The organism is Serratia sp. LS-1, from assembly GCF_003719595.1.
GTDB lineage: Bacteria > Pseudomonadota > Gammaproteobacteria > Enterobacterales > Enterobacteriaceae > Serratia > Serratia ureilytica.
The window spans coordinates 1305722-1327561 of the sequence record NZ_CP033504.1 but is presented as its reverse complement, the minus strand read 5'-3'; the positions used below and the strand labels follow the sequence as shown (position 1 = coordinate 1327561).

Here is a 21840-nt window from a genome sequence, read left to right as displayed (position 1 = left end):
TTTTTCAATGACTAGCATAAACCTCTCGTGAGCGAAATAATATTATCTCCAACGATTTATCTGATTAACTCCGAACATCTCGAACAAATTCACTGACTAATATTTCAAAGTAGTAACATAGTTAAATTTATTATTGATTTTATGTTTCCTAAAGTTTAATTATTGCAGCCAGCCAATCGGTAATCGAAGGAAACAGGATGCTCTGGAAAAATACCGCCGATCGTTTCGGCCATGTGTCAGTGTTGATCCACTGGCTGGTGGCGCTGACGGTGTACGGCATGTTCGCACTCGGCCTGTGGATGGTCACGCTGGGCTATTACGACGTCTGGTACCATCAGGCGCCGGAGCTCCACAAAAGCATCGGCACGCTGCTGTTCATCGTGATGGTGATCCGCGTGGTCTGGCGCTTTGTCTCACCGCCGCCCAAACCGCTGGCCAGCTATGGCCGCCTCACTCGCGTCAGCGCCATCCTCGCGCATCTGGCGCTGTACGCCGTGTTGTTCGGCATTCTGATCAGCGGCTATCTGATCTCCACCGCAGACGGCCAACCGATCAGCGTGTTCGGCTGGTTCAACGTGCCCGCCACCGTGACCGGCATGGCGGAACAGGCCGACACCGCCGGCGCCATACACCTTTACCTGGCCTGGGCCGTGGTAGTGCTCTCGGTACTGCACGGGCTGGCCGCGCTTAAACATCACTTTATCGATCGTGATGTCACTTTGAAACGGATGCTGGGTAGCAGCGCCGATTAACCTTTGGATTTATGGAGATTGCTATGTTGAAAAAGACCGTATTGGGCCTGACCGCAGGCGCCCTGCTGCTGAGCGCCGGTTCCGCACTGGCGGCAGACTACAAGATCGATAAACAAGGCCAACACGCCTTTATCGAATTCCGCATCCAGCACCTGGGCTACAGCTGGCTGTACGGCAGCTTTAAAGACTTCGACGGCGGCTTCACTTTCGACGAGAAAGATCCGTCCAAGGACAAGGTCAACGTGACCATCAATACCGCCAGCGTCGACACCAACCACGCCGAGCGCGACAAGCACCTGCGCAGCGCCGAGTTCCTCAACGTGGAGAAGAACAAGCAAGCCAAGTTTGAATCCACCGAAGTGAAGAAAAGCGGCGACGGTTACGCGGTGGTCGGCAACCTGACGCTGAACGGCGTCACCAAACCGGTTACGCTCGATGCCAAACTGATTGGCCAGGGCAACGATCCGTGGGGCGGCTACCGCGCTGGCTTTGAAGCCAACGGCAAGATCAAGCTGAAAGATTTTGGCATCACCACCGATCTGGGCCCGGCGTCGCAAGACGTTGAGCTGATCATCTCCGTAGAAGGCGTGCGCGAGAAATAAAAAAAAGCCCGGCTTGGCGGCCGGGCTTGTCGGTTCCTCAGGCTCAGCGGGCTGGGCCTTCTTCTTCCGGTGCCGGAATGTGCATCGTAGTCTGCAATAATCCTTTCGATTTATTGAAAATCTTGACGCCATTTTCGCGGCCGGCACGGCGCACGCGCTGCTCTTCGCGCGGCAGCTTCAGCTCTTCGCGGCAAATCTCACTGCAGCATCCTTCAAACTTGGCGGCGCAGCTCGGGCACTGAATGAACAGCAGATGGCAGCCGTCGTTCTTGCAGTTGGTATGGGTATCGCACGGCGCGCCGCACTGGTGGCAGTTGGCGATCACATCGTCGGAGATGCGCTCACCCATACGCTCATCGAACACGAAGTTTTTGCCGATAAACTTCAGCGGCAACCCCTGTTCTTTCGCTTTGCGGGTGTACTCGATAATCCCGCCTTCCACGTGGTAGATGTTTTTAAAGCCGTTGTGCAGCATATAGGCGCTGGCTTTTTCACAGCGAATGCCGCCGGTGCAGTACATGACGATATTCTTGTCTTTGCTGTCCTGCAGCATCTCCACCGCCATCGGCAGCTGATCGCGGAAGGTATCCGACGGCACCTCGATGGCGTTTTCGAAATGGCCGACTTCGTACTCATAGTGGTTGCGCATATCGACGAATACCGTATTCGGATCGTCGATCATCTGATTGACGCGATCGGCCTGCAGATACTCACCGACGTTGCTCGGATCGAAGCTCTCGTCATCGATGCCGTCAGCCACGATGCGCTCGCGCACCTTGAGGCGCAGCACCCAGAAGGATTTGCCGTCGTCTTCCAGCGCGATATTCAGGCGGACCTGATCCAACGCCGGGTGCGAGGCGAACAGCGCGGCTTTGAACGCGTCGAAGTTATGCTGCGGCACGCTGATCTGCGCGTTGATACCCTCTTTCGCCACGTAGATGCGGCCGAACACCTTCAGTTTTTCGAACTGAACGTACAGGCTGTCGCGAAACGCCTTGGGATCGTCGATGGAGAAGTATTTGTAAAAAGAAACTGTGGTGCGCGGCTCGGTTTCCGCCAGCATGCGCGCCTTCAGTTCCTCATTAGAAATTCGGTTATGTAACACTGGCATGGTGTACTTTCCTGTCTTTCGGGAGGTGACTGATTACCGCGCGCAGCCAGCCGGCCCGCGCGCGGCGCACATCATACCCGAAAAACCGCCGCCGCGCAGCCCTGGCGCTCGCGTGCGCATACCTGCATCGCGCACTCATCCCGGATGCCACCGTATTGACCTTCCTGATAAGGATATCGCCATGGGCTTTTGGCAGGAAATATTGTGGAAAAATTCGGCACTCGATGCATATTTAACGCCCAAAAGGGGATTTTAATGCGTTGTGTTTTCCCGGATCGTCAGAAAAATGCCACAATAGTCGCAAACAATCGGCAGAAACGAACCTAGCGACCGAGCCCACCCGGCCGTCAGACCATGCTATGACTCTGTCATTACACTTAAACAACCGTATTAAAACAGAGAACCCATGACTCAAGTTCCTACTTTCAATCGCTCCTTACTGCACCCGCGCTACTGGCTGACCTGGGTAGGCATCGGCTTGCTGTATCTGCTGGTGTTGCTGCCTTATCCCGTCATCTACTGGCTCGGCACCTCGATCGGGCGATTTTCCATGCGCTTTCTCAAGCGGCGCGTCGTTATCGCCCAACGTAACCTCGAACTCTGTTTTCCCGACATGCCGCAGGCTGAACGCGATGCGCTGGTGGTAAAGAATTTCGAATCGGTCGGCATGGGGTTGTTTGAAACCGGCATGGCGTGGTTCTGGCCGAACTGGCGCATCGAGCGCTGGTTCAAGGTCAGCGGCCTGGAGCACATTCAAAAAGCGCGCGACAACCATCAGGGCGTGTTGCTGATTGGCCTGCACTTTTTGACGCTGGAGCTGGGCGCGCGCATCTTCGGCATTCACAACCCGGGCATCGGCGTTTACCGCCCGCACGACAACAAGCTGATGGACTGGCTGCAAACCTGGGGCCGGATGCGTTCCAACAAATCGATGCTGGATCGTAAAGACGTCAAAGGCATGATCCGCGCCCTGAAACAGGGCGATATCATCTGGTATGCGCCGGATCACGACTACGGCCCGCGCAGCAGCGTTTTCGTGCCGCTGTTCGCGGTGGATAAAGCCGCCACCACCACCGGCAGCTACGTGCTGGTGCGGATGGGCAAACCGGCGATCATTCCGTTCACCCCGCGTCGCCTGCCGGACGGCAAAGGCTATGAGCTGATCATGCAGCCGGCGGTGGAAAACTTCCCGCTGGACAACGAACTCGACGCCGCCGCCTTTATGAATAAAGTGGTGGAAAAAGAGATCCTGATGGCGCCGGACCAATACATGTGGCTGCACCGCCGCTTCAAGACCCGCCCGGAAGGCGAGCCTTCGCTGTACTGATCACGCAAACCCGCCGGCGGCGGGTTTTTTATTGCGCGCCCCTTGAGAATCGCCGGCGAGGGTGGGATGGTAATGCTTTTGCCGCCACCCTTGGAGCCGCCATGTACATTGTCAGCCTGACCTACCATCGCCCGATCGCCGACGTCGACAGCCACCTTGACGGGCACATCGCCTGGCTTAAGAAATATTTTCAGGACGGCACCTTCGTCGCCTCCGGCCGCAAGAATCCCCGCACCGGCGGCGTGATCCTGGCCAAAGGCATTGAGCGTGCTCGGCTGGACGCCATCCTGGCCGAAGATCCGTTCAACGCCGTGGCCCACTACGAGGTCACCGACTTTAGCGCCACCACCACCGCCGCCGGTTTCGAGGCGCTGGCCGGACTATAAAACGCTGTAAATTCCGCGCGCCAAGCGCGGAATAAGGTTTAAACGCCATTTTTAAAACTTTATTTCATTTTTTGCCCTATCTGCGTCCCCTCGTTTGCCGTCGCCGCGCCTGCGGCGCATACTTACCACGCTAACTTTCACGTTTTGCCCCATCATCTCGCCACCGGCAAAACGCGTCACCTTTCGGCAGTGGACATTTATGGCTTCGGCAGCAGACCCCGTTAACTGGAAACGCAATCTTTTCGTCGCCTGGCTGGGATGTTTTCTCACCGGCGCCGCCTTCAGCCTGGTGATGCCGTTTCTGCCGCTGTACGTAGAGACGCTGGGCGTTACCGACCATCAGGCGCTCAACATGTGGTCCGGTCTGCTGTTCAGCATCACCTTCCTGTTTTCCGCTATCGCCGCGCCGTTCTGGGGCGCCCTGGCCGATCGACGCGGCCGCAAACTGATGCTGCTGCGTTCGGCGCTCGGTATGGCGATCGTCATGGCGCTGATGGGCATGGCGCAAACGGTCTGGCAGTTTCTCACGCTGCGTGCGGTGCTGGGGCTGCTCGGCGGGTTCATTCCCAACGCCAACGCGCTGATCGCCACCCAGGTGCCGCGCAACCGCAGCGGCTGGGCGCTCGGCACCCTGTCCACCGGCGGCGTCGGCGGTGCGCTGATCGGCCCGCTGCTCGGGGGGCTGCTGGCCGATTTATACGGCCTGCGCCCGGTGTTTTATATCACCGCCGCGGTGCTGTTCGTCTGCTTCGTGCTGACGCTGCTGTATGTCAAAGAACAATTCACCCCGGTGCAAAAGCGCGACATGCTGCACGCAAAACAGGTGTTCGCTTCGCTGAAAAACCCGAAGCTGGTGCTCAGCCTGTTCGTCACCACCATGATCATCCAGATCGCCACCGGCTCGATCGCGCCGATCCTGACGCTGTATGTGCGCGATTTGGCCGGCGCCACCCACAATCTGGCGTTTATCAGCGGGCTGATCGCCTCGGTGCCCGGTGTCGCGGCATTGATGAGCGCCCCGCGGCTGGGCAAGCTGGGCGATCGCATCGGCCCGGAACGCATACTGGTGTTCATGCTGATCGTTTCGGTGCTGCTGCTGATCCCGATGGCGTTCGTGCAAACGCCGTGGCAACTCGGGGTGCTGCGTTTTCTGCTGGGGGCGGCCGACGGCGCGTTGCTGCCGGCGGTACAGACGCTGTTGATTTATAACTGCACCAATCAGGTGGCCGGCCGTATTTTCAGCTATAACCAGTCGTTCCGCGACGTCGGCAACGTCAGCGGCCCGCTGCTCGGCGCCGCTGTCTCCGCCGGTTACGGTTTTCGCGCGGTCTTCGGCGTCACCGCGCTGGTGGTGCTGTTCAACGCCGGTTATTCCTGGTGGTGTCTGCGGCGGCGGCCGGGCTACATGCGGGAAGACACGCTGCAGGAAGAACAATAGCTGCATTTATCGCCAATTTCCGCCATTGGCCGGATCAACGCCGCGTTTCCCCTACTTTTAATAATGCTTCCTTCGGGCCTGCGAATTTTCGGCCCACTCGGAACATTATTACCTCAACATCTTGTTTATCAACAATTAATTAACTTTCAGCGCATAAAACCCGCTGTCAATCATATTCCCGCCACAACCAACAGAAAAACCAGAAAAGGAGATGCTTGTCGACTTTTCGTCTAAAAAATGGGATACAGGTACTAGACAAAACCAACGACCAGTTATCAAATGGTTAAATAATATCACGCCAGATGTGAACCATCGGCCAAGTGAAAAAAGGTCAGCACGCTTTCCACGGTTTATCAGCGTTGCAGCCACGGTTTTGTCGGGTAATCCGCATTGGGCGGATCGCCTTCATTAAATACACATACAACCACAGTACGGGCTGCAGCCATGCAGCGCCTTTTTATTGGGAAATCGTTATGCAATCCTCTGTCAATAAGTCAGAAAGCCGGACCTTCTTCGGCCATCCCTATCCGCTGGGTTCTCTGTTCTTCACCGAAATGTGGGAACGCTTTTCGTTCTACGGCATCCGTCCGCTGCTGATCCTGTTTATGGCCGCCACCGTGTACGACGGCGGCCTGGGTCTGGCGCGTGAGAACGCGTCGGCGATCGTCGGCATTTTCGCCGGCAGCATGTACCTGGCGGCACTGCCGGGCGGCTGGCTGGCGGACAATTGGCTCGGCCAACGCAAGGCCGTCTGGTACGGTTCGATTCTGATCGCCCTCGGCCACCTGTCGATCGCCCTGTCCGCGGTGATGGGCACCAACCTGTTCTTCATCGGCCTGATGTTCATCGTGCTCGGTTCCGGCCTGTTCAAGACCTGTATCTCGGTGATGGTCGGCACGCTGTACAAGAAAGGCGATGCGCGCCGCGACGGCGGTTTCTCGCTGTTCTACATGGGCATCAACATCGGTTCGTTCATCGCCCCGTTGATCTCCGGCTGGCTGATCAAATCACACGGCTGGCACTGGGGCTTCGGCATCGGCGGTATCGGGATGCTGGTGGCGCTGGTGATTTTCCGGGTGTTCGCCGTACCGGCGATGAAACGCTATGACCGCGAAGTGGGCCTGGATTCCACCTGGAACAGCCCGGTCGCGAAGAAAAAAGGCGTCGGCGCCTGGCTGCTGGCATTGGCGGTAGTCCTGGCTGCGGTCATCGTGCTGATCGCTCAGGGCACCATCGTCATCAACCCGGTTGAGGTAGCCAGCGTGCTGGTGTACGTCATCGCCGCGTCGGTCACCCTGTATTTCATCTACCTGTTCGCCTTTGCCGGCCTGAGCCGCAAAGAGCGTGCACGCCTGCTGGTGTGCTTCATCCTGCTGATCTCCGCCGCGTTCTTCTGGTCGGCGTTTGAACAGAAGCCAACCTCGTTCAACCTGTTCGCCAACGATTACACCAATCGCATGGTCGGCGGCTTCGAGATCCCGGCGGTGTGGTTCCAGTCGATCAACGCCCTGTTCATCATCCTGCTGGCGCCGGTGTTCAGCTGGGCCTGGCCTGCGCTGGCGCGCAATAACGTGCGTCCGAGCAGCATCACCAAGTTCGTGATCGGTATCCTGTGCGCCGCCGGCGGTTTCGGCCTGATGATGTTGGCCGCGCAGAATGTGCTCAGCAACGGCGGCGCCGGCGTATCGCCGATGTGGCTGGTGGGCAGTATCCTGATGCTGACGCTGGGTGAGCTGTGCCTGAGCCCGATCGGGCTGGCCACCATGACGCTGCTGGCGCCGGAGAGAATGCGCGGGCAAATGATGGGGCTGTGGTTCTGCGCCAGCGCGCTGGGCAACCTAGCCGCCGGCCTGATCGGCGGCCACGTCAAGGCCGACCAGCTGGATATGCTGCCGGATCTGTTCGCTCGCTGCTCAGTCGCGTTGCTGATCTGCGCCGCCGTGCTTATCGTGCTGATCGTGCCGATTCGCCGCATGCTGGAAAATACCCAGTCCAAGAGCGCGCAAAAACCGGCGACCAACGCCTGACGGATAGCCCGTTTTATCTCGCAAACCGGCGCTCGATGCGCCGGTTTTTTTATGCTTGCCAGGCCTGATGCTGCAATACCACTCGGTAGCCATCAGGATCTTCAAAGGTTTGCCCCGCCCGATCCCAATAGGGATTATAGGCGGCGACCGATAAGAATCCCGCCTCCCGCATCCGCTCACACGCGGCCCGCCATTCGTTCTCATCCGGCAGATAAAATACCAGCAGATGATCCTGCGTCGGCGCCTGCCCGACCCGTACCCCGCGATGCTGCGTGAACTCCAGATGGTAGGCATGCTGCGGATGCCCGATCATCATGCCGTCGAACCCCTGATGATCGACAAACTCGCCCAGCTTTTCGAACCCCAGCCCGCGGCAATACAGCGTAGCAATCTCTTGCAACCGATCGGTCGGGCGCGCGATGCGCAACACCGCTTTGGCTATCGACATGTCCTCCTCCTCCTCATGATAACGTCATACAGCGCCATGCCCGCCAGCATCGCCAGCAGGAACGGCCATACCCGGCTTATCTCCGCCCCGGCCAACACCCAGGCTGGACCGGGGCAAATACCCGCGATGCCCCAGCCGATGCCGAACAGCACGCTGCCCGCCAGCAAACGACGATCCAGACGCCCGGCGGCCGGGATCTGCAGCGTTTCCCCCAACAGGCTACGCTCTCGTCGCCTCGCCCACAGGAAGGCCGGCGCCGCCACCGCGATCGCACCAGCCATCACCAACGCCAGCGAGGGATCCCACGCGCCGGTAACATCGAGAAACGCCAATACTTTGGCCGGATTAGCCATGCCGGCGACGATCAGCCCCAGACCAAAAATGACGCCGCTCAGCAGCGCCAACAGCGTTTTAAGCATTCTCAACCTCCCACCAGGTGGCGCATCAACCACACGGTCATAAAGCCCAGCAGCATAAACACCGCCGTGGCGGCCAGCGAACGCGGCGCCAACCGTGCGACGCCGCACACGCCGTGCCCGCTGGTGCAACCGCTGCCCAATCGAGTGCCCAATCCCACCAACAGCCCTGCGGCCGCCAGCCCACCGTTGCCGACCGCGATCTCACCGGACGGCAAAGCCGCAGCGGCAGCATACAGCCAGGGAGAGAGCAGCAACCCGCCAATAAATGCGGCGCGCCAGCCCCGCTCCTGGCCACCGGCACTCAATACACCGCCGGTAATGCCGCTGATGCCGGCGATCCGGCCGTTGAACAGCAGCAGCAGCGCCACCGCGCCGCCGATAATGGCCCCGCCCGCCAGCGCGGAATAAGGCGTGAAGTGTTGCCAGTCAATGGTCATCGCGGTTCTCCGGTTGTGGGCAATAAAGCTGATACAGGGTATGGAGCAGCGCCAGCGCTTTGGCATCGGCCACCGCATAGTAAATCTGCTTGCCGGCGCGCCGGGTGGACACCAACCCTTCCTCCCGCAGCACGCCAAGCTGCTGGGACAGCGTCGGCTGGCGGATATCCAGCGCCTGCGCCAGCTCGCTTACCGCCATCTCGCCCTGACTGAGCCGGCACAGCAGCAGCAGCCGATCTTCGTTGCCCAGGGTGCGCAGCATCGCGCCGGCCTGCGCCGCCGCCTTACGCATCGCGTCAATATCCATTGCCCCTCCATCAATATATAAAATTATATAATATTATTTTATAAAGTATTCGCACACAAAGCCACAGGCTGGCGTGAAATAACGCCGCATGGCATGCTGTTTGGTCTTATCCTTTTGCCGCGCGGAGGGCGCCAGCGATGCTGTTTTTTCACGACGTTCTGCCGCCCGATCAGCCTGTCCGGCCGTTTGCCAGGGATTATCATCATGGCGACAGCGAGCCGGAGCACTACCATAACTGCGCGCAGCTGATCCACAGCCTGAGCGGCGTGGTGCAGGTCACTACCCGGCTCGGCAGTTGGGTGGTGCCGCCCGGCCGCGGCGTCTGGGTACCGGCGAAAGTGGTGCACAGTCTACGCATCACCGGCCAGGTAGCGGCCAGGACGTTGTTCATCGATCCGCTGGCGCGCGCCGATCTGCCGGCTCAGTGCCAGGTGGTGCAGGTGTCGCCGCTGCTGCGCGAGCTGATTATCAGCGCGATGGAGATTGCGCCCGGCTACCCCAGCGGCGGGCGCGACGAACGCATCATGGAATTGATTCTGGATGAATTACGGGTGCTGCCGAGCCTGCCGCTGCACCTGCCCGAACCGCGCGAGGCCTCGCTGCTCGCCCTGTGCCGCCATATTCAGGCCACGCTGGCGCAGCCCTGGACGCTGGAACAGGCGGCCGAACGCCTCAATGTCAGCGGACGCACCCTGTCGCGGCGCTTCCAGCGAGAAACCGGGCTGCGTTTTGGCGATTGGGTGCGACGCGCCCGTTTACTGGCGGCGCTGAACGCGCTGGCGATCGGACGTTCGGTGTTGGAAGTGGCGCTGGATCTCGGCTATGACAGCCCCAGCGCGTTCAGCGCCATGTTTCGCCGGGTGCTGGGGGTAGCGCCCAGCGACTATTTCAGCCGGGCCGCGCCGACGTTGACGCCAGATAGCGCCCGGCGACGTTGAACAACGCCTGCAGCGAAGCGCTGGCGGAGTCGACGTCGATGCCAACGCCGTAGCTCGCCTCGCCGTGCGGCAAAACGCAGCGAATGTAAGCCACCGCTCGGCTGTCGCTCTGATGCCCCAGCGTATGCTCGTGGTAATCTTCGATAGCCAACGGCAAACCGAAGCGTTGGCGCAGCGCATCCACCGCGCTGGAAAGCAGGCCGTTGCCGGCCCCCTGCAGCTGCAGAGGCTCCCCCTGCCAGGCGACTCGCGCGTTGAAACTGTACGCTTCCACGCCGTGACTTTCCGTTTGATAGCTCAACAGCTGCAAGCGCGGCTGCTCGACCAGCCCGTAAGTGTCGCGGAATAAGCGCCACAGCTGCGCGACGCTCATTTCCTTACCGCTGCCGTCGGTCGCCCGCTGGACCACCTGGCTGAAATCAATCTGCAAACCGCGCGGCAGCGCCAGCCCATGGTTCTGCTCCAACAGCCAGGCGGCGCCGCTTTTGCCGGACTGGCTGTTAACCCGGATCACCGCCTCATAGCTGCAGCCGACATCGGCGGGATCGAGCGGCAGGTAAGGCACCTGCCACCAGCCATCTTGCCGCTGCCGTTGCGCGGCGAAGCCTTTCTTGATCGCATCCTGATGCGATCCGGAGAAGGCGGTAAACACCAATTCGCCGGCATAAGGATGGCGAGGATGCACCGGCAGCTGATTGCACTGTTCCACCACCTCCACCACCTGCTTCAAGCGGCTGAAGTCCAGGCCCGGCGCCACGCCCTGGGTATAGAGATTCAACGCCAACGTGACCAGATCGACGTTGCCGGTACGCTCGCCGTTGCCGAACAGGCAGCCTTCGACCCGATCGGCGCCGGCCAGCAGCGCCAGCTCGGCGCAGGCGACGCCGGTGCCGCGATCGTTATGCGGGTGCACGCCGATCGTCACATCAGCGCGACGGCTGAAGTGGCGACAGAACCATTCGATCTGATCGGCATACACGTTGGGCGTACTCACTTCCACCGTCGCCGGCAGGTTGATGATCATCGGCCGCTGTGCCCCCGGTTGCCAAACATCCGCCACCGCTTCGCAGATCTCCAGCGCGAACGCCAATTCGGTAAAGCAGAAGGTTTCCGGCGAATACTCGAAACACCAGACGGTATCGGGCTGTGCTTCGCAATGCCGGCGAATGCGCCGCGCGCCGTTCACCGCCAGCGCCACGGTAGCCGCCTTATCCTGGCGGAACACGATGTCGCGAAACATCGGCGCCGTGGCGTTGTACAGATGCACGATAGCCCGCGGCGCTCCCTGCAGCGCCTCGAAGGTGCGGTCGATCAGATCGTCGCGCGACTGCGTCAGCACCTGAATGGTGACATCGTCCGGGATCAGCCGCTCGTCGATCAGGGCGCGCACAAAGTCGAAGTCCGTTTGCGACGCCGAAGGGAAAGCCACCTCAATCTCTTTGAAACCGCACTGCAACAGCAGCTGATAGAACTCGCGCTTGCGCGCGTTATCCATAGGCTCCGCCAGCGCCTGGTTGCCGTCGCGCAGATCGCTGGAGCACCAGCGCGGCGCCTGTCGCAGGGTACGCGAAGGCCACTGGCGATCCGGTAACGTCACCGGCGGGAACGGTCGGTATTTGCTTGAAGGGTCGATTAACATGGGCTTCTCCTGATGCCTGAGTGAACGATACCGTCATTATTTCCCGCCTCCGCGCCTGCTTCTCCCGCTTTGCGGACAACCGTCGTCGCAGAGCGGACAACAAAAAAATTTGCATCCTGCGCCAGTGAGACAACAATTAGTTTTGACGTTTTCCCCCACCGCGCCGGCAGCACGCCGGACGCTTTACTCTCATTGTCAACGGAGGCGAACATGAGCCTGTATGCAACCCTGGAAGAAGCCATCGAGGCCGCACGCGAAGAGTTTCTCGACACCGCCGAAGGCGGCGGCGGTGACGAACCGCCGGTGCCGCAGCAGTTCAATCTGCAAAAGTACGTGATGCAGGATGGCGACACGATGTGGCAGGCGGAGTTCTTCGAAGAAGAAGGCGAGGCGGTGGAATGCCTGACGCTGCGCAGCGGTGCGGCGGCGCAGGCGATCTTCGACGGTGACTACGACGAGGTGGAAATCACCGCCGAGTGGATAGACGAAAACACCCTGTACGAATGGGAGGAAGGCGACTTCCAGCTCGAGCCGCCGTTGGATACCGAAGAAGGCCAGGCCGCCGCCGATGAGTGGGATGAACGTTAACCCGCACGACGCTTTGAACGCCAAGGAGGCAGCATGAACATTCGCCAGGCCCGCCCCACCGACTACCCCGCCATTTTGCAGCTGCAGGCGGAAAACGTGCCGGAAGCGCTCGATGAGCGCCAAAAACGGCAGGGATTTATCGTATCGCGCATGAATGAGGCGCAGCTGACGGCGATCAACCGCGGCATCGGCATATGGGTGGCGGAACAGGAGGGCCAACTGGCGGGGTTCGTTTGCCTGATGCCCGCCGACGCGCAGCCGCGGCCGCCGGTGGTGGATGCGATGCTGGCGACGCTCGCCACGCACTCATTCGCCGGACGGCCGCTGCGTGAGCAGCGGGTATTTCTCTACGGCCCGGTCTGCCTCGGCATGGCCTGGCGCGGCAAAGGCGTATTAAAGCGCCTCTACGCCGCAGTCAAAGCGCACACCCGCCATGATTACGACGTGGGCGCACTGTTTATCGACGACGACAATCCGCATTCGTTGGCCGCTCACGTGCAAGGGCTGGGGATGACGGCGCTGGCGCCTTTCCATTGCGGGCAGAAAGGCTACCAGCTGGTGGTGTTCGCCACCCGCTGAGCAGGTTTATTCATAGGGGCCATGCTGCGCATCGAACGGCAGCATAAAGGTGTCCACCACCATCGACAGCGGCACATCTATCACCGTGACGTAACGCCAGGGCGTATCGCGCAAATCCCACTGCACGCCGGGATAGTACTGGTGGCCATGCCCCGCACCGGGCACGGTGCGGCTGATGATGCTGCCGCAACCGGTTAAGACCATCACGCTGGCCGCCACGCAGGCCAGCCGAAGGTAGGAAGAGAGCTTCACGACATTGACTCTGAGCAAAGGGTTGTTTCGCGAGTGAACAACGCATCGGCCGCAGTCTATCACAGTTCCCTTTTTTCACCGGTACCGGCGCGCGTAAGCAAAAGGTAAAAAAAACGGGGAACGCGCCATGCGCATTCCCCGTCTGAGCGTTACCGTTCAGCGATTAACGTCGGCCCGTTGGGTGTGCCAGCGGGTTGTGCGGCAACTGCTGATAGTGCTCACGCCAGGCGGCGCCTTCCGGCAGCAGCCAGACGCGCTGGTGCAGACGAGCCAGCGTGACCGGATCGCTCAGCAGTTCCAGACGCTTGCCCTTCACCAGCTTCTCCGGCCCCAGCTGCAACGCTTCGTTTACCCGCTCCTCGCGATTGCGATCGAGCGTCGCGCGCAGGTGGTGACGCGCCGTCGCCAGCGCCGTCGCCAACGCGTTGAAGGACGGGTTGACCACCGCGTGCATAAAGCCGTTGGTCAACGCGCGGTTGCGGTTGAGATGCAGGTACTCTTCCGTCGCCAGCAGCTCACGCGGCGGATTGTACTCTTCCGGGATCAGGAACAGCTTGGCGCGTTTGCTTTTCATGCCCAGCGTCGCGCGGCTCGACAGCACCGACACGAACGGCGACAGGATCAGCGAGAACACGATTGGCGACAGCCACCACAGGAAACGCAGATCCAGCCACGCCATGCCGCCGGCCCACACCAGGCCCAGCAACATCTGCGAGCCATGGCGGCGGAACGCTTCGCCCCACGGCGTGTCGTCGTCGTCACGCTGCGGCGAATTCCACACCACTTCCCAACCGAGGAAGGCGCTCACCACGAACACGGTATGGAACAGCATGCGCACCGGCGCCAACAGCACCGAGAACAGCATTTCCATCAGCATCGAAATGAACAAACGGAACGCGCCGCCATACTCTTTCGCCCCCTTGGCCCAGATCAGCACGATGCTGAGCAGCTTCGGCAGGAACAGCAGCACCAGCGTGGTGGAGAACAGCGCTATCGCCAGCTCGGGCCGCCACTGCGGCCAGACCGGGAACAGCTGCCGCGGCTGCAGGAAGTATTGCGGTTCCATCAGGGTATGCACCACCTGCAATGCGGTGGAGAGCGCCAGGAACATGAACCACAGCGGCGCCGACAGGTAGGACATCACGCCGGTGAGGAACACCGCGCGGTGCACCGGGTGCATGCCCTTCACCAGGAACAGGCGGAAGTTCATCAGGTTGCCGTGGCACCAGCGACGGTCGCGTTTCAGCTCGTCCAGCAGGTTCGGCGGCAGCTCTTCGTAACTGCCCGGCAGATCGTAAGCGATCCACACGCCCCAGCCGGCGCGGCGCATCAGCGCCGCTTCAACGAAGTCGTGCGACAAGATAGAACCGGCGAAGGAGCCCTCGCCCGGCAGCGGCGCCAGCGCACAGTGCTCGATAAACGGCTTCACGCGGATGATGGCGTTATGGCCCCAGTAGTGCGACTCGCCCAGCTGCCAGAAATGCAGACCGGCGGTAAACAGCGGCCCGTAAACGCGGGTAGCGAACTGCTGCACGCGCGCGTACAGGGTATCCATGCCGGACGCCTTCGGCGCGGACTGGATGATGCCGGCGTTCGGGTTGGCTTCCATCAGGCGAACCAGCCCGGTGAGGCATTCGCCGCTCATCACGCTGTCGGCATCCAGGATCACCATGTAGCTGTACTCACCGCCCCAGCGACGGCAGAAGTCGTCGATGTTGCCGCTCTTGCGTTTGACGCGGCGGCGGCGGCGGCGATAGAAGATGCGGCCGTGGCCGTCGACATCGCGGCACAGTTCCATCCACGCCTTTTGCTCGGCCACGCAGATGTCCGGATCGTAGCTGTCGCTCAGCACGTAGATATCGAAGTGTTCCAACTGACCGGTCGCGGCGACGGACTCATAGGTCGCGCGCAGGCCGGCGAACACGCGTTCGACGTCTTCGTTGCAGATCGGCATGATCAGCGCGGTGCGGTGCGCCGGGTTGATCGGCTCATCGCCCTTGATGGTGGAGGAAATGCTGTATTTGTCCTTGCCGATCAGCAGCTGCAGGAAGCCCATCAGCGCGGTCCAGAAACCGGCCGAGACCCAGCAGAACAGCACGGCGAACAGGATCAGAATGCCGGTTTGCAGCACATACGGCAGCAGCTGCAGCACCGACTGCATCAGATCTTGGTCCAGCATGGCGATAGGATCGATCAGCGCCCAGCCCTGGTAAGGCAAGATGGTTTTCATATACCAGGTGGCGATGCCGGTTTGCACCAGCATCAGCACCAGCAGCACATAGCGGCGCATGGAGCCGACGGTACGCCAGCGGTTCTCGGCCTCGGCCTCCTCTTTGGTGGCGTGCCGATTGTGCGGCGACCGCCCCAGCAGAGAATCCCAGAAGCGCGCCACCGGGTTGGTGCGCCAGGCTTCCGGGAACATGGTGGTGCGTTTGATCGGCGGCGTCGCCTTCAGAATGGCGCGCCCTTCGGCGTCGGTATCGAAGTCGTCATCGCTGACCGCATCCGGCCAGGCGCTTTCGATGCGCGGTTTGACCGAGGCCAGCGCCACGTCATCCGCCGACAGGCTATTGACGTTGGCGTCGGCGGCGCCCATCTGCCGATGTAGCGCCTCCAGAGCCTGAGCGTCATCCGCCGTTTTAGGGGTAAGCGCCTCCGACCGCTCGGCGGTCAGAGGCAGCGCCGCAAGATAATCCTGGGCGGGTTGAGTAGGCTTATTCATTGGCAGGTAGCTGATAGCTCCAGGTTTCCGACAGTGTCTTATCGCCATTGACCAGCGCCGCGCGCATTTCTACCGGCTTCTTGTCGTCTTTCACTTTCAGACGCACCGTCAGGCGCCAGCCTTTGGTCACTGGGTTATAGCGGACGTTGTTTTCTACCATTTCACCGTTGTCGCCGATGCTGATCTGAGAAGCGACCGGCGTATTGGCGTCCAGCGCTTTCAGCACCGGGCCGACGAAATCGACCAGGAAGGCGACGCTGCCGTCAGGCTCGCGGATCAGGTTGGACTGCTTCACGTCACCGGTCGAACGCATGGTCCGCGCCACATAGGCGATGTCTTGCGAATGCAGTTTGTCTTCATCGCGGGTGAAGTTCAGACGGTAGCTCAGCGTCAGCGGTTTTTTGGCTTCCGGCAAGGTATCCGGCGTCCAGAACGCGACGATGTTGTCGTTGGTTTCATCCGCCGTTGGGATCTCCACCAGCTCGACCTTGCCTTTGCCCCAGTCGCCTTTCGGTTCGATCCAGGCGCTCGGGCGCAGATCGTAACGATCGTCCAGATCTTCGTACTCTTTGAAGTTGCGACCGCGCTGCAGCAGACCGAAGCCTTTCGGATTCTCAACGGTATAGGTGCTGACGGACAGGTGTTTAGGATTGTTCAGCGGACGCCAGATCCACTCGCCGTTGCCGGCATGGATAGACAGACCGTTGGAATCGTGCAGCGCCGGGCGGTAGTTCAGCGTCGGCGACGGCTGGTTCGGGCCGAACAGGAACATGCTGGTCAGCGGCGCCAGGCCCAATTTGCCCACCTTATCGCGCAGGAACACTTTGGACTCGACGTCCACGGTGGTGTCACGGCCCGGGATCACCGTGAAACGGTAAGCGCCGGTGGCGCGCGGGGAATCCAGCAGCGCGTAGATCACCAGGTGTTTGTCGCCCTGCTTCGGACGCTCAACCCAGAATTCGCGGAAACGCGGGAACTCTTCGCCGGAAGGCAAAGCGGTATCGATAGCCAGGCCACGAGCGGAAAGCCCGTAAACCTGCCCTTTACCCACCACGCGGAAATAGCTCGCGCCCAGCAGGCTCATAATCTCATCGTTTTTGTCGGCGCTGTTGATCGGGTAGAGCACCTTGAAGCCGGCAAAGCCGAGGTTCTTCACTGATTCAGGATCGTGTTTGACCGAGCCGAAGTTGAAGTAATCCGGGCTGTACTTGATCTGTTTTACGCTGGTAGAGGTGACTTCGTTGATTTTCACCGGCGTATCGAAATACATCCCCTGATGATAAAACTCAAGCTTGAAAGGGGTTTTCAGCTTGCTCCAATAGGCTTTATCGTGATTGAACTGAATTTGCTGATAGTCTGCGAACTTCATCTCGCGGAACTGAGAAGGAAGGTTGCTCTTCGGGGCTTCGAAACCTTTCGCAGCCAGATCCTGCGCCTGCTTGGCCACATCATCAATAGAAAAGGCCCATGCCGGCGAACTGAACAGCGTGAACAATACGGTAGCACCTAACCAACGAACGCTCGCGGCGCGTGGTTGTCCGGATAATATATTAACTAGCACATCCCCCCCTATTCGTGTGCTCAAATCATTTAAATCCATATTAATGGATTACTCAGCTTTCCGACAACATGATAAATGGATGGTTCATGTTTACGGCTCATTGTTTAAGCAGCTGATGGAGCACCAGCGTAGCAAGCCGCGCAACAAGACGCTATGGAAAAATGCGAGGGGCTATAGTAGGGTTCCGGATAACAATTTAACGTTTGACGACTTATTAAGCGTGTTAATGAGCACCCGATTAAATCACCAGCGGTAATCTATGACTAAAGGCAGCAAACAGCGCGAGTTTTTCCTCGATTCGATCCGAGCCTATTTGATGCTGCTCGGCATTCCGTTTCACCTTTCCCTGATTTATTCCAGCCACGCCTGGGCGGTGAACAGCGCGTCGCCCTCCTTCTCACTCACGGTGCTGAACGACTTCATCCACGCCTTCCGCATGCAGGTGTTCTTCGTGATTTCCGGCTACTTCTCCTACATGCTCTACGAGCGTTACGAGCGCCATCAGTGGCTGAAGGTCAGGCTGGAGCGGGTGGCGATCCCGCTGTTGAGCTCCATCCCGCTAATTACGGTGCCGCAATTTTTCATGCTGAAATATTTCACCGATAAATTAAACGGCTGGGACGAGTTTTCTCTCTATCAGAAAATAAATGTAACAGTTTGGGAATTGGTGTCTCATCTGTGGTTCTTATTGACCCTGTCATTGTTAACCTTCGCCTGCTTTTATCTGTTCCGCAAAATCAAGCGTCAAACACGCGAGCCTATTCCAGCGTTAATCAACAGAATGCGTGGATTAGGAAACATCTCACTGTGTTTCTTTATTTATGCGGTATGCTATTCGGCCGCGCACCGTATTATTTTAATTTTCGCGCCACAGCTATTATCCAATGGCCTGTTCAATTTCGTGGTGATGGAGACGATGTTCTACCTGCCGTTCTTCATCCTCGGCGCCTATGCGTTTAAGTATGTGTGGCTTAAAGAGATTTTTCTGCGCCGTTCGCCGCTGGCGCTGCTCGGCTCGCTGCTGCTGTTTATCGCATATATGCTGAACCAGAAACTGTTGGCGCACAGCAGCTATATGTTCGAGCTGGAAGTGGTGATCAAAACCCTAATGGGGATCCTGATGACCAATGTGGTGTTCTCTTTCGGGCATAACCTGCTGAATTATCACTCGCCGCGCATCACCTATCTGGTCAACGCCTCGCTGTTTATATATCTGGTGCACCATCCGTTGACCCTGATATATGGCGCTTTCGTGACGCCTTATATCGGCAACAACCTGTTGGGGTTCTTGCTGGGCCTGCTGTTTGTGTTCTCGCTGGCCTTCGCTTTATATGAGCTGCACAAACGCATCCCGGTGCTGCGCTTCTTGTTCTCCGGCAAGCCGCAATAAACCTGGCCCCTGTAAACCTGAATGTTTGCAGGGGTTTTCTGTCATATTACCGCCGCGCAAAAAGCCTATACTGGTCGTTTGCACACAGAGCACACATTGTTCAGCTTGACGTCGTCCGTTAAGGCAAAGTGATACGGCGGCATAGATAACCTGGCCGTTATAACTGCAATGCATAAGTAGAAATCCGGATCCCTGCCTTACGGTAGTGATTGGGCTCAACCCCCGAAGGGCTGCGCGATCGCTTGATTGATTCGATGGCGTTACCTGTCTCTCCCTTCCGTCACGACAGAGAGGATTTTGAATGACCGATAAAAACACCCAGGCTCAGGAAGCCGTAGCGGAAAACGCCACCCTGCTGAAGATCCTCAGCAGGTTGCTGTCCGCGCTGGATGCTTCGATCAGCGGTAAAGAACGCAGCGTTTTGGTCGCTGAGCTCTCCAACTTCAATCTCGACGGCATTTCCGAAGCGGAACGCAAACTGGCCACCGAGCTGATCAAACGGTCGCTGGAATCGCTCGACCATTAACCCTACCGCGCCTGCAAACCATTAAGCCTGCCTGCGCGGGCTTAATGGTTTTTCCCGCCGTGCAAACCCGGCATTATTGCCAAAACCGAAATACAGCAGCCTGATAATGTTGGATAAAAGGCAGAACTTCACCTCTTCCCCTCACTTTCTTAGTTTAATCGCACCAAAGGGTAATAATTGATCGATTGTTTTCGCAATCAGCCTTGGCGTTTTACCCACTAAACACGTTATCATCGAAATACGCGCAGAGTCCCCTATCCCCCAGCCTCAGGAGAACGATATTTTGGATGCCAGCACCATTAACAGCTTGTTCGTCATCGGTGCCGTGCTGGTGGGGGCAAGCATTCTGCTCAGCTCATTTTCTTCCCGGCTCGGCATTCCGATCCTGGTGATCTTCCTGGCGATCGGCATGCTGGCCGGCGTTGACGGCCCCGGCGGCATCGTCTTCAGCAATTACCCGGTCGCTTATCTGGTCAGCAACCTCGCGTTGGCGGTGATCCTGCTCGACGGCGGCATGCGCACCCGGGTCAGCTCATTCCGCGTGGCGCTGTGGCCGGCACTGTCTCTCGCCACCGTCGGCGTGGTGATCACCGCCGGCCTGACCGGCATGGCCGCCGCCTGGCTGTTCAATCTCGATCTGTTGCAGGGGTTGCTGATCGGCGCCATCATCGGTTCTACCGACGCCGCCGCGGTATTTTCGCTGCTGGGCGGCAAAGGCCTGAACGAACGCGTCAGCGCCACGCTGGAGATCGAGTCCGGCAGCAACGATCCTATGGCGGTATTTCTCACCATCACGCTGATTGCTATGATCGCCGCCGGTGAAACCGCGCTGAGCTGGACCTTCCCGCTGCATCTGATGCAGCAGTTCGGCATGGGCATCGTCTTCGGTCTCGGCGGCGGCTGGCTGCTGCTGACGCTGATTAACCACATCAAGCTGGCGGACGGCCTCTACCCGCTGCTGGCGGTGAGCGGCGGCATTCTTATTTTCGCGCTGACCACGGCGCTGGACGGCAGCGGCATTCTGGCGGTGTACCTGTGCGGCCTGCTGCTGGGCAACCGTCCAATTCGCAACCGTCACGGCATCGTGCAAACCTTCGATGGCCTGGCATGGCTCAGCCAGATCGGCATGTTCCTGGTGCTCGGCCTGCTGCTCAACCCGCATGAGCTGCTGCCGATCGCCATCCCAGCCCTGCTGCTGTCGCTGTGGATGATCCTGTTCGCACGCCCGCTGTCGGTGTTTATCGGCCTGCTGCCGTTCCGCAGCTTTACCCTGCGCGAACGCGGCTTTATTTCCTGGGTTGGCCTGCGCGGCGCGGTACCGGTGATCCTGGCGGTGTTCCCGATGATGGCCGGGCTGCCCAACGCCCAGCTGTTCTTTAACGTGGCGTTTTTCGTGGTGCTGGTCTCCCTGCTGCTGCAAGGCACCACGCTGTCGTTCGCCGCCAAAAAGGCCAAGGTGATCGTGCCACCGGCGCTGACGCCGATCTCCCGCGTTGGGCTGGACGTGCACCCGGAAAACCAGTGGGAACAGTTTGTGTATCAACTTTCGGCGGAAAACTGGTGCGTCGGCGCCGCGCTGCGCGAGCTGAAAATGCCACCCAATACCCGCATCGCCGCCCTGTTCCGCGGCAAAGAGCTGCTGCACCCTAGCGGCAGTACCCGGCTGCGCGAGAACGATATCCTGTGCGTTATCGGCCATGAGCACGATCTGCCGATCCTCGGCAAACTGTTTAGCCAAGCGCCGGCCGTGACGCTCGACGAACGCTTCTTCGGCGACTTTATCCTGCAATCCGACGCCCGTTTAAGCGACATCTCGCAGGTTTATGGCCTCAATCTGCAAGATGATGTCGACGAGCAACAGACGCTGGGGCAGTTCGTCATTCAGCTGATCGGCGGTGAACCGGTGATCGGCGACCAGGTGGAATGGGACGGCCTGACCTGGACCATTGCCGAAATGGAGGGCAATCAGGTCAGCAAGATAGGCGTCAGGATCGTGACCGACTAACGCGGCCGCGCTATCAGATGAGGGAACTTCTGGCCTTAAGAACGTTCTTAATCACTATCATGATGCATGAAGTACGGCGTCGCTGAATTATATCCGTTTGATATAAAAAAAATTTAACAGCGGCGCCAACGGGGATTAGGGATGTGAACGGCAAGACTCGATTTCTTTCGGTGATGATGGTCATGGCGCTGGGCGTAGCGGCGCTCGATCTCAGCATCGCCGGTTTGGTCCATAGACTTTTAATTGGATAATTTCAACGTGACGCAGCGGGAACAAGAAAAAGACATTCTGGGGAAAATACTGGTGACGGTGTCCGCGCTTTGCCTGATTCTGGTGGCGGCGTTCCTCATCTGGGGATTCATGCTGGACTGATACCGAGGACGCTC

The 21840-nt window shown here is 59.2% G+C and carries 22 protein-coding genes; 13 read left to right on the top strand and 9 right to left on the bottom strand.

The features are described 5' to 3' along the window. The first annotated feature begins 197 nt into the window (after positions 1–197). Together EDY99_RS06445 and EDY99_RS06440 are read left to right on the top strand one after the other, a co-directional pair. A complete protein-coding gene (locus EDY99_RS06445) occupies positions 198–752 on the top strand; it encodes a cytochrome b (RefSeq protein WP_123061588.1) in 555 nt (184 codons plus the stop codon). A 23-nt stretch (positions 753–775) separates the two neighbouring features. Further along, positions 776–1354 carry a YceI family protein gene (locus EDY99_RS06440; protein WP_016928208.1) on the top strand — a complete coding sequence of 193 codons (579 nt, stop codon included), beginning with the start codon at positions 776–778 and terminating at the stop codon, positions 1352–1354. A 43-nt stretch (positions 1355–1397) separates the two neighbouring features. Here EDY99_RS06440 and EDY99_RS06435 read toward each other — a convergent pair whose 3' ends face one another. Next, positions 1398–2465, bottom strand: a complete 1068-nt coding sequence (locus EDY99_RS06435) for a rhodanese-related sulfurtransferase (protein ID WP_123061587.1) — start codon at positions 2463–2465, stop codon at positions 1398–1400. Positions 2466–2871: 406 nt separating this feature from the next. Between EDY99_RS06435 and EDY99_RS06430 the strand changes: the two genes are divergently transcribed. The 4 genes from EDY99_RS06430 (at position 2872) to EDY99_RS06415 (ending at position 7643) form a co-directional block, all read left to right on the top strand. Then, complete coding sequence (locus EDY99_RS06430; protein ID WP_025159951.1) at positions 2872–3792, top strand: Kdo(2)-lipid IV(A) acyltransferase; 921 nt, start codon at positions 2872–2874, stop codon at positions 3790–3792. Between the two features lie 101 nt (positions 3793–3893). Beyond that, positions 3894–4178 (top strand): YciI family protein, encoded by a 285-nt coding sequence (locus EDY99_RS06425; RefSeq protein WP_033642669.1) that lies wholly within the window; start codon positions 3894–3896, stop codon positions 4176–4178. 199 nt (positions 4179–4377) lie between these two features. Continuing rightward, a complete protein-coding gene (gene mdtG / locus EDY99_RS06420; protein WP_123061586.1) occupies positions 4378–5616 on the top strand; it encodes a multidrug efflux MFS transporter MdtG in 1239 nt (412 codons plus the stop codon). A 473-nt stretch (positions 5617–6089) separates the two neighbouring features. Further along, positions 6090–7643, top strand: a complete 1554-nt coding sequence (locus tag EDY99_RS06415) for a peptide MFS transporter (protein WP_046686847.1) — start codon at positions 6090–6092, stop codon at positions 7641–7643. Between the two features lie 49 nt (positions 7644–7692). Here the strand turns inward: EDY99_RS06415 and EDY99_RS06410 are convergent, their stop codons facing one another. The 4 genes from EDY99_RS06410 to EDY99_RS06395 are packed head-to-tail and all read right to left on the bottom strand — an operon-like array spanning position 7693 to position 9254. Further along, positions 7693–8091 carry a VOC family protein gene (locus tag EDY99_RS06410; protein ID WP_046686846.1) on the bottom strand — a complete coding sequence of 133 codons (399 nt, stop codon included), beginning with the start codon at positions 8089–8091 and terminating at the stop codon, positions 7693–7695. After that, the gene (locus tag EDY99_RS06405; RefSeq protein ID WP_046686845.1) at positions 8082–8510 is read right to left on the bottom strand and encodes a YeeE/YedE family protein; all 429 of its coding nucleotides are present in this window, start codon (positions 8508–8510) and stop codon (positions 8082–8084) included. The genes EDY99_RS06410 and EDY99_RS06405 overlap by 10 nt, the downstream gene beginning before the upstream one ends. 2 nt (positions 8511–8512) lie before the next feature. Further along, positions 8513–8947 (bottom strand): YeeE/YedE family protein, encoded by a 435-nt coding sequence (locus tag EDY99_RS06400; RefSeq protein ID WP_046686844.1) that lies wholly within the window; start codon positions 8945–8947, stop codon positions 8513–8515. Beyond that, positions 8937–9254, bottom strand: a complete 318-nt coding sequence (locus tag EDY99_RS06395; protein ID WP_033638023.1) for a helix-turn-helix transcriptional regulator — start codon at positions 9252–9254, stop codon at positions 8937–8939. Before EDY99_RS06395 ends, EDY99_RS06400 begins: the two co-directional genes overlap by 11 nt. Positions 9255–9391: 137 nt before the next feature. Between EDY99_RS06395 and EDY99_RS06390 the strand changes: the two genes are divergently transcribed. Next, a complete protein-coding gene (locus EDY99_RS06390) occupies positions 9392–10192 on the top strand; it encodes a helix-turn-helix transcriptional regulator (RefSeq protein WP_046686842.1) in 801 nt (266 codons plus the stop codon). On the opposite strand, the gene leuA is transcribed toward EDY99_RS06390, so the two are convergent. Beyond that, complete coding sequence (gene leuA / locus EDY99_RS06385; RefSeq protein ID WP_046686841.1) at positions 10143–11831, bottom strand: 2-isopropylmalate synthase; 1689 nt, start codon at positions 11829–11831, stop codon at positions 10143–10145. The genes EDY99_RS06390 and leuA overlap by 50 nt on opposite strands. A gap of 210 nt (positions 11832–12041) precedes the next feature. Here leuA and EDY99_RS06380 point away from each other — a divergent pair, with 210 nt between their 5' ends. Then, the gene (locus EDY99_RS06380) at positions 12042–12419 is read left to right on the top strand and encodes a MysB family protein (RefSeq protein ID WP_015377419.1); all 378 of its coding nucleotides are present in this window, start codon (positions 12042–12044) and stop codon (positions 12417–12419) included. Between the two features lie 33 nt (positions 12420–12452). Further along, positions 12453–12998 carry a GNAT family N-acetyltransferase gene (locus EDY99_RS06375; RefSeq protein WP_033642659.1) on the top strand — a complete coding sequence of 182 codons (546 nt, stop codon included), beginning with the start codon at positions 12453–12455 and terminating at the stop codon, positions 12996–12998. 6 nt (positions 12999–13004) lie between these two features. Here the strand turns inward: EDY99_RS06375 and EDY99_RS06370 are convergent, their stop codons facing one another. The 3 genes from EDY99_RS06370 to mdoG form a co-directional block, all read right to left on the bottom strand. After that, positions 13005–13202 (bottom strand): YceK/YidQ family lipoprotein, encoded by a 198-nt coding sequence (locus EDY99_RS06370; protein ID WP_046688460.1) that lies wholly within the window; start codon positions 13200–13202, stop codon positions 13005–13007. Positions 13203–13413: 211 nt separating this feature from the next. Beyond that, positions 13414–15972 (bottom strand): glucans biosynthesis glucosyltransferase MdoH, encoded by a 2559-nt coding sequence (gene mdoH / locus EDY99_RS06365; protein WP_033650723.1) that lies wholly within the window; start codon positions 15970–15972, stop codon positions 13414–13416. Further along, on the bottom strand, positions 15965–17533 hold the full coding sequence (gene mdoG, locus EDY99_RS06360; protein WP_169539530.1) for a glucans biosynthesis protein MdoG: 1569 nt from the start codon (positions 17531–17533) through the stop codon (positions 15965–15967). Before mdoG ends, mdoH begins: the two co-directional genes overlap by 8 nt. A 259-nt stretch (positions 17534–17792) precedes the next feature. Between mdoG and mdoC the strand changes: the two genes are divergently transcribed. The 4 genes from mdoC (at position 17793) to EDY99_RS24895 (ending at position 21826) form a co-directional block, all read left to right on the top strand. Continuing rightward, positions 17793–18923, top strand: coding sequence for a glucans biosynthesis protein MdoC (gene mdoC, locus EDY99_RS06355; RefSeq protein ID WP_042784177.1), 1131 nt, complete (start codon positions 17793–17795; stop codon positions 18921–18923). Positions 18924–19224: 301 nt separating this feature from the next. Further along, complete coding sequence (locus EDY99_RS06350) at positions 19225–19449, top strand: hypothetical protein (RefSeq protein WP_033642653.1); 225 nt, start codon at positions 19225–19227, stop codon at positions 19447–19449. Positions 19450–19732: 283 nt separating this feature from the next. After that, positions 19733–21454 (top strand): potassium/proton antiporter, encoded by a 1722-nt coding sequence (locus EDY99_RS06345; protein ID WP_004927894.1) that lies wholly within the window; start codon positions 19733–19735, stop codon positions 21452–21454. A 243-nt stretch (positions 21455–21697) separates the two neighbouring features. Next, the gene (locus EDY99_RS24895) at positions 21698–21826 is read left to right on the top strand and encodes a hypothetical protein (RefSeq protein WP_033642652.1); all 129 of its coding nucleotides are present in this window, start codon (positions 21698–21700) and stop codon (positions 21824–21826) included. Positions 21827–21840: the final 14 nt, after the last annotated feature.

What these genes read in the sequence shown, in the direction of transcription:
- EDY99_RS06435 (WP_123061587.1), bottom strand. Translation starts at nt 2,465, where the DNA reads ATGCCAGTGTTACATAACCGAATTTCTAATGAGGAACTGAAGGCGCGC.
- EDY99_RS06390 (WP_046686842.1), top strand. Translation starts at nt 9,392, where the DNA reads ATGCTGTTTTTTCACGACGTTCTGCCGCCCGATCAGCCTGTCCGGCCG.
- mdoC (WP_042784177.1), top strand. Translation starts at nt 17,793, where the DNA reads ATGACTAAAGGCAGCAAACAGCGCGAGTTTTTCCTCGATTCGATCCGA.
- leuA (WP_046686841.1), bottom strand. Translation starts at nt 11,831, where the DNA reads ATGTTAATCGACCCTTCAAGCAAATACCGACCGTTCCCGCCGGTGACG.
- EDY99_RS06350 (WP_033642653.1), top strand. Translation starts at nt 19,225, where the DNA reads ATGACCGATAAAAACACCCAGGCTCAGGAAGCCGTAGCGGAAAACGCC.
- mdtG (WP_123061586.1), top strand. Translation starts at nt 4,378, where the DNA reads ATGGCTTCGGCAGCAGACCCCGTTAACTGGAAACGCAATCTTTTCGTC.
- EDY99_RS06405 (WP_046686845.1), bottom strand. Translation starts at nt 8,510, where the DNA reads ATGCTTAAAACGCTGTTGGCGCTGCTGAGCGGCGTCATTTTTGGTCTG.
- EDY99_RS06440 (WP_016928208.1), top strand. Translation starts at nt 776, where the DNA reads ATGTTGAAAAAGACCGTATTGGGCCTGACCGCAGGCGCCCTGCTGCTG.
- EDY99_RS06380 (WP_015377419.1), top strand. Translation starts at nt 12,042, where the DNA reads ATGAGCCTGTATGCAACCCTGGAAGAAGCCATCGAGGCCGCACGCGAA.
- EDY99_RS06415 (WP_046686847.1), top strand. Translation starts at nt 6,090, where the DNA reads ATGCAATCCTCTGTCAATAAGTCAGAAAGCCGGACCTTCTTCGGCCAT.
- EDY99_RS06425 (WP_033642669.1), top strand. Translation starts at nt 3,894, where the DNA reads ATGTACATTGTCAGCCTGACCTACCATCGCCCGATCGCCGACGTCGAC.
- EDY99_RS06370 (WP_046688460.1), bottom strand. Translation starts at nt 13,202, where the DNA reads ATGGTCTTAACCGGTTGCGGCAGCATCATCAGCCGCACCGTGCCCGGT.
- EDY99_RS06445 (WP_123061588.1), top strand. Translation starts at nt 198, where the DNA reads ATGCTCTGGAAAAATACCGCCGATCGTTTCGGCCATGTGTCAGTGTTG.
- EDY99_RS06400 (WP_046686844.1), bottom strand. Translation starts at nt 8,947, where the DNA reads ATGACCATTGACTGGCAACACTTCACGCCTTATTCCGCGCTGGCGGGC.
- EDY99_RS06410 (WP_046686846.1), bottom strand. Translation starts at nt 8,091, where the DNA reads ATGTCGATAGCCAAAGCGGTGTTGCGCATCGCGCGCCCGACCGATCGG.
- EDY99_RS06430 (WP_025159951.1), top strand. Translation starts at nt 2,872, where the DNA reads ATGACTCAAGTTCCTACTTTCAATCGCTCCTTACTGCACCCGCGCTAC.
- EDY99_RS06395 (WP_033638023.1), bottom strand. Translation starts at nt 9,254, where the DNA reads ATGGATATTGACGCGATGCGTAAGGCGGCGGCGCAGGCCGGCGCGATG.
- mdoH (WP_033650723.1), bottom strand. Translation starts at nt 15,972, where the DNA reads ATGAATAAGCCTACTCAACCCGCCCAGGATTATCTTGCGGCGCTGCCT.
- EDY99_RS06375 (WP_033642659.1), top strand. Translation starts at nt 12,453, where the DNA reads ATGAACATTCGCCAGGCCCGCCCCACCGACTACCCCGCCATTTTGCAG.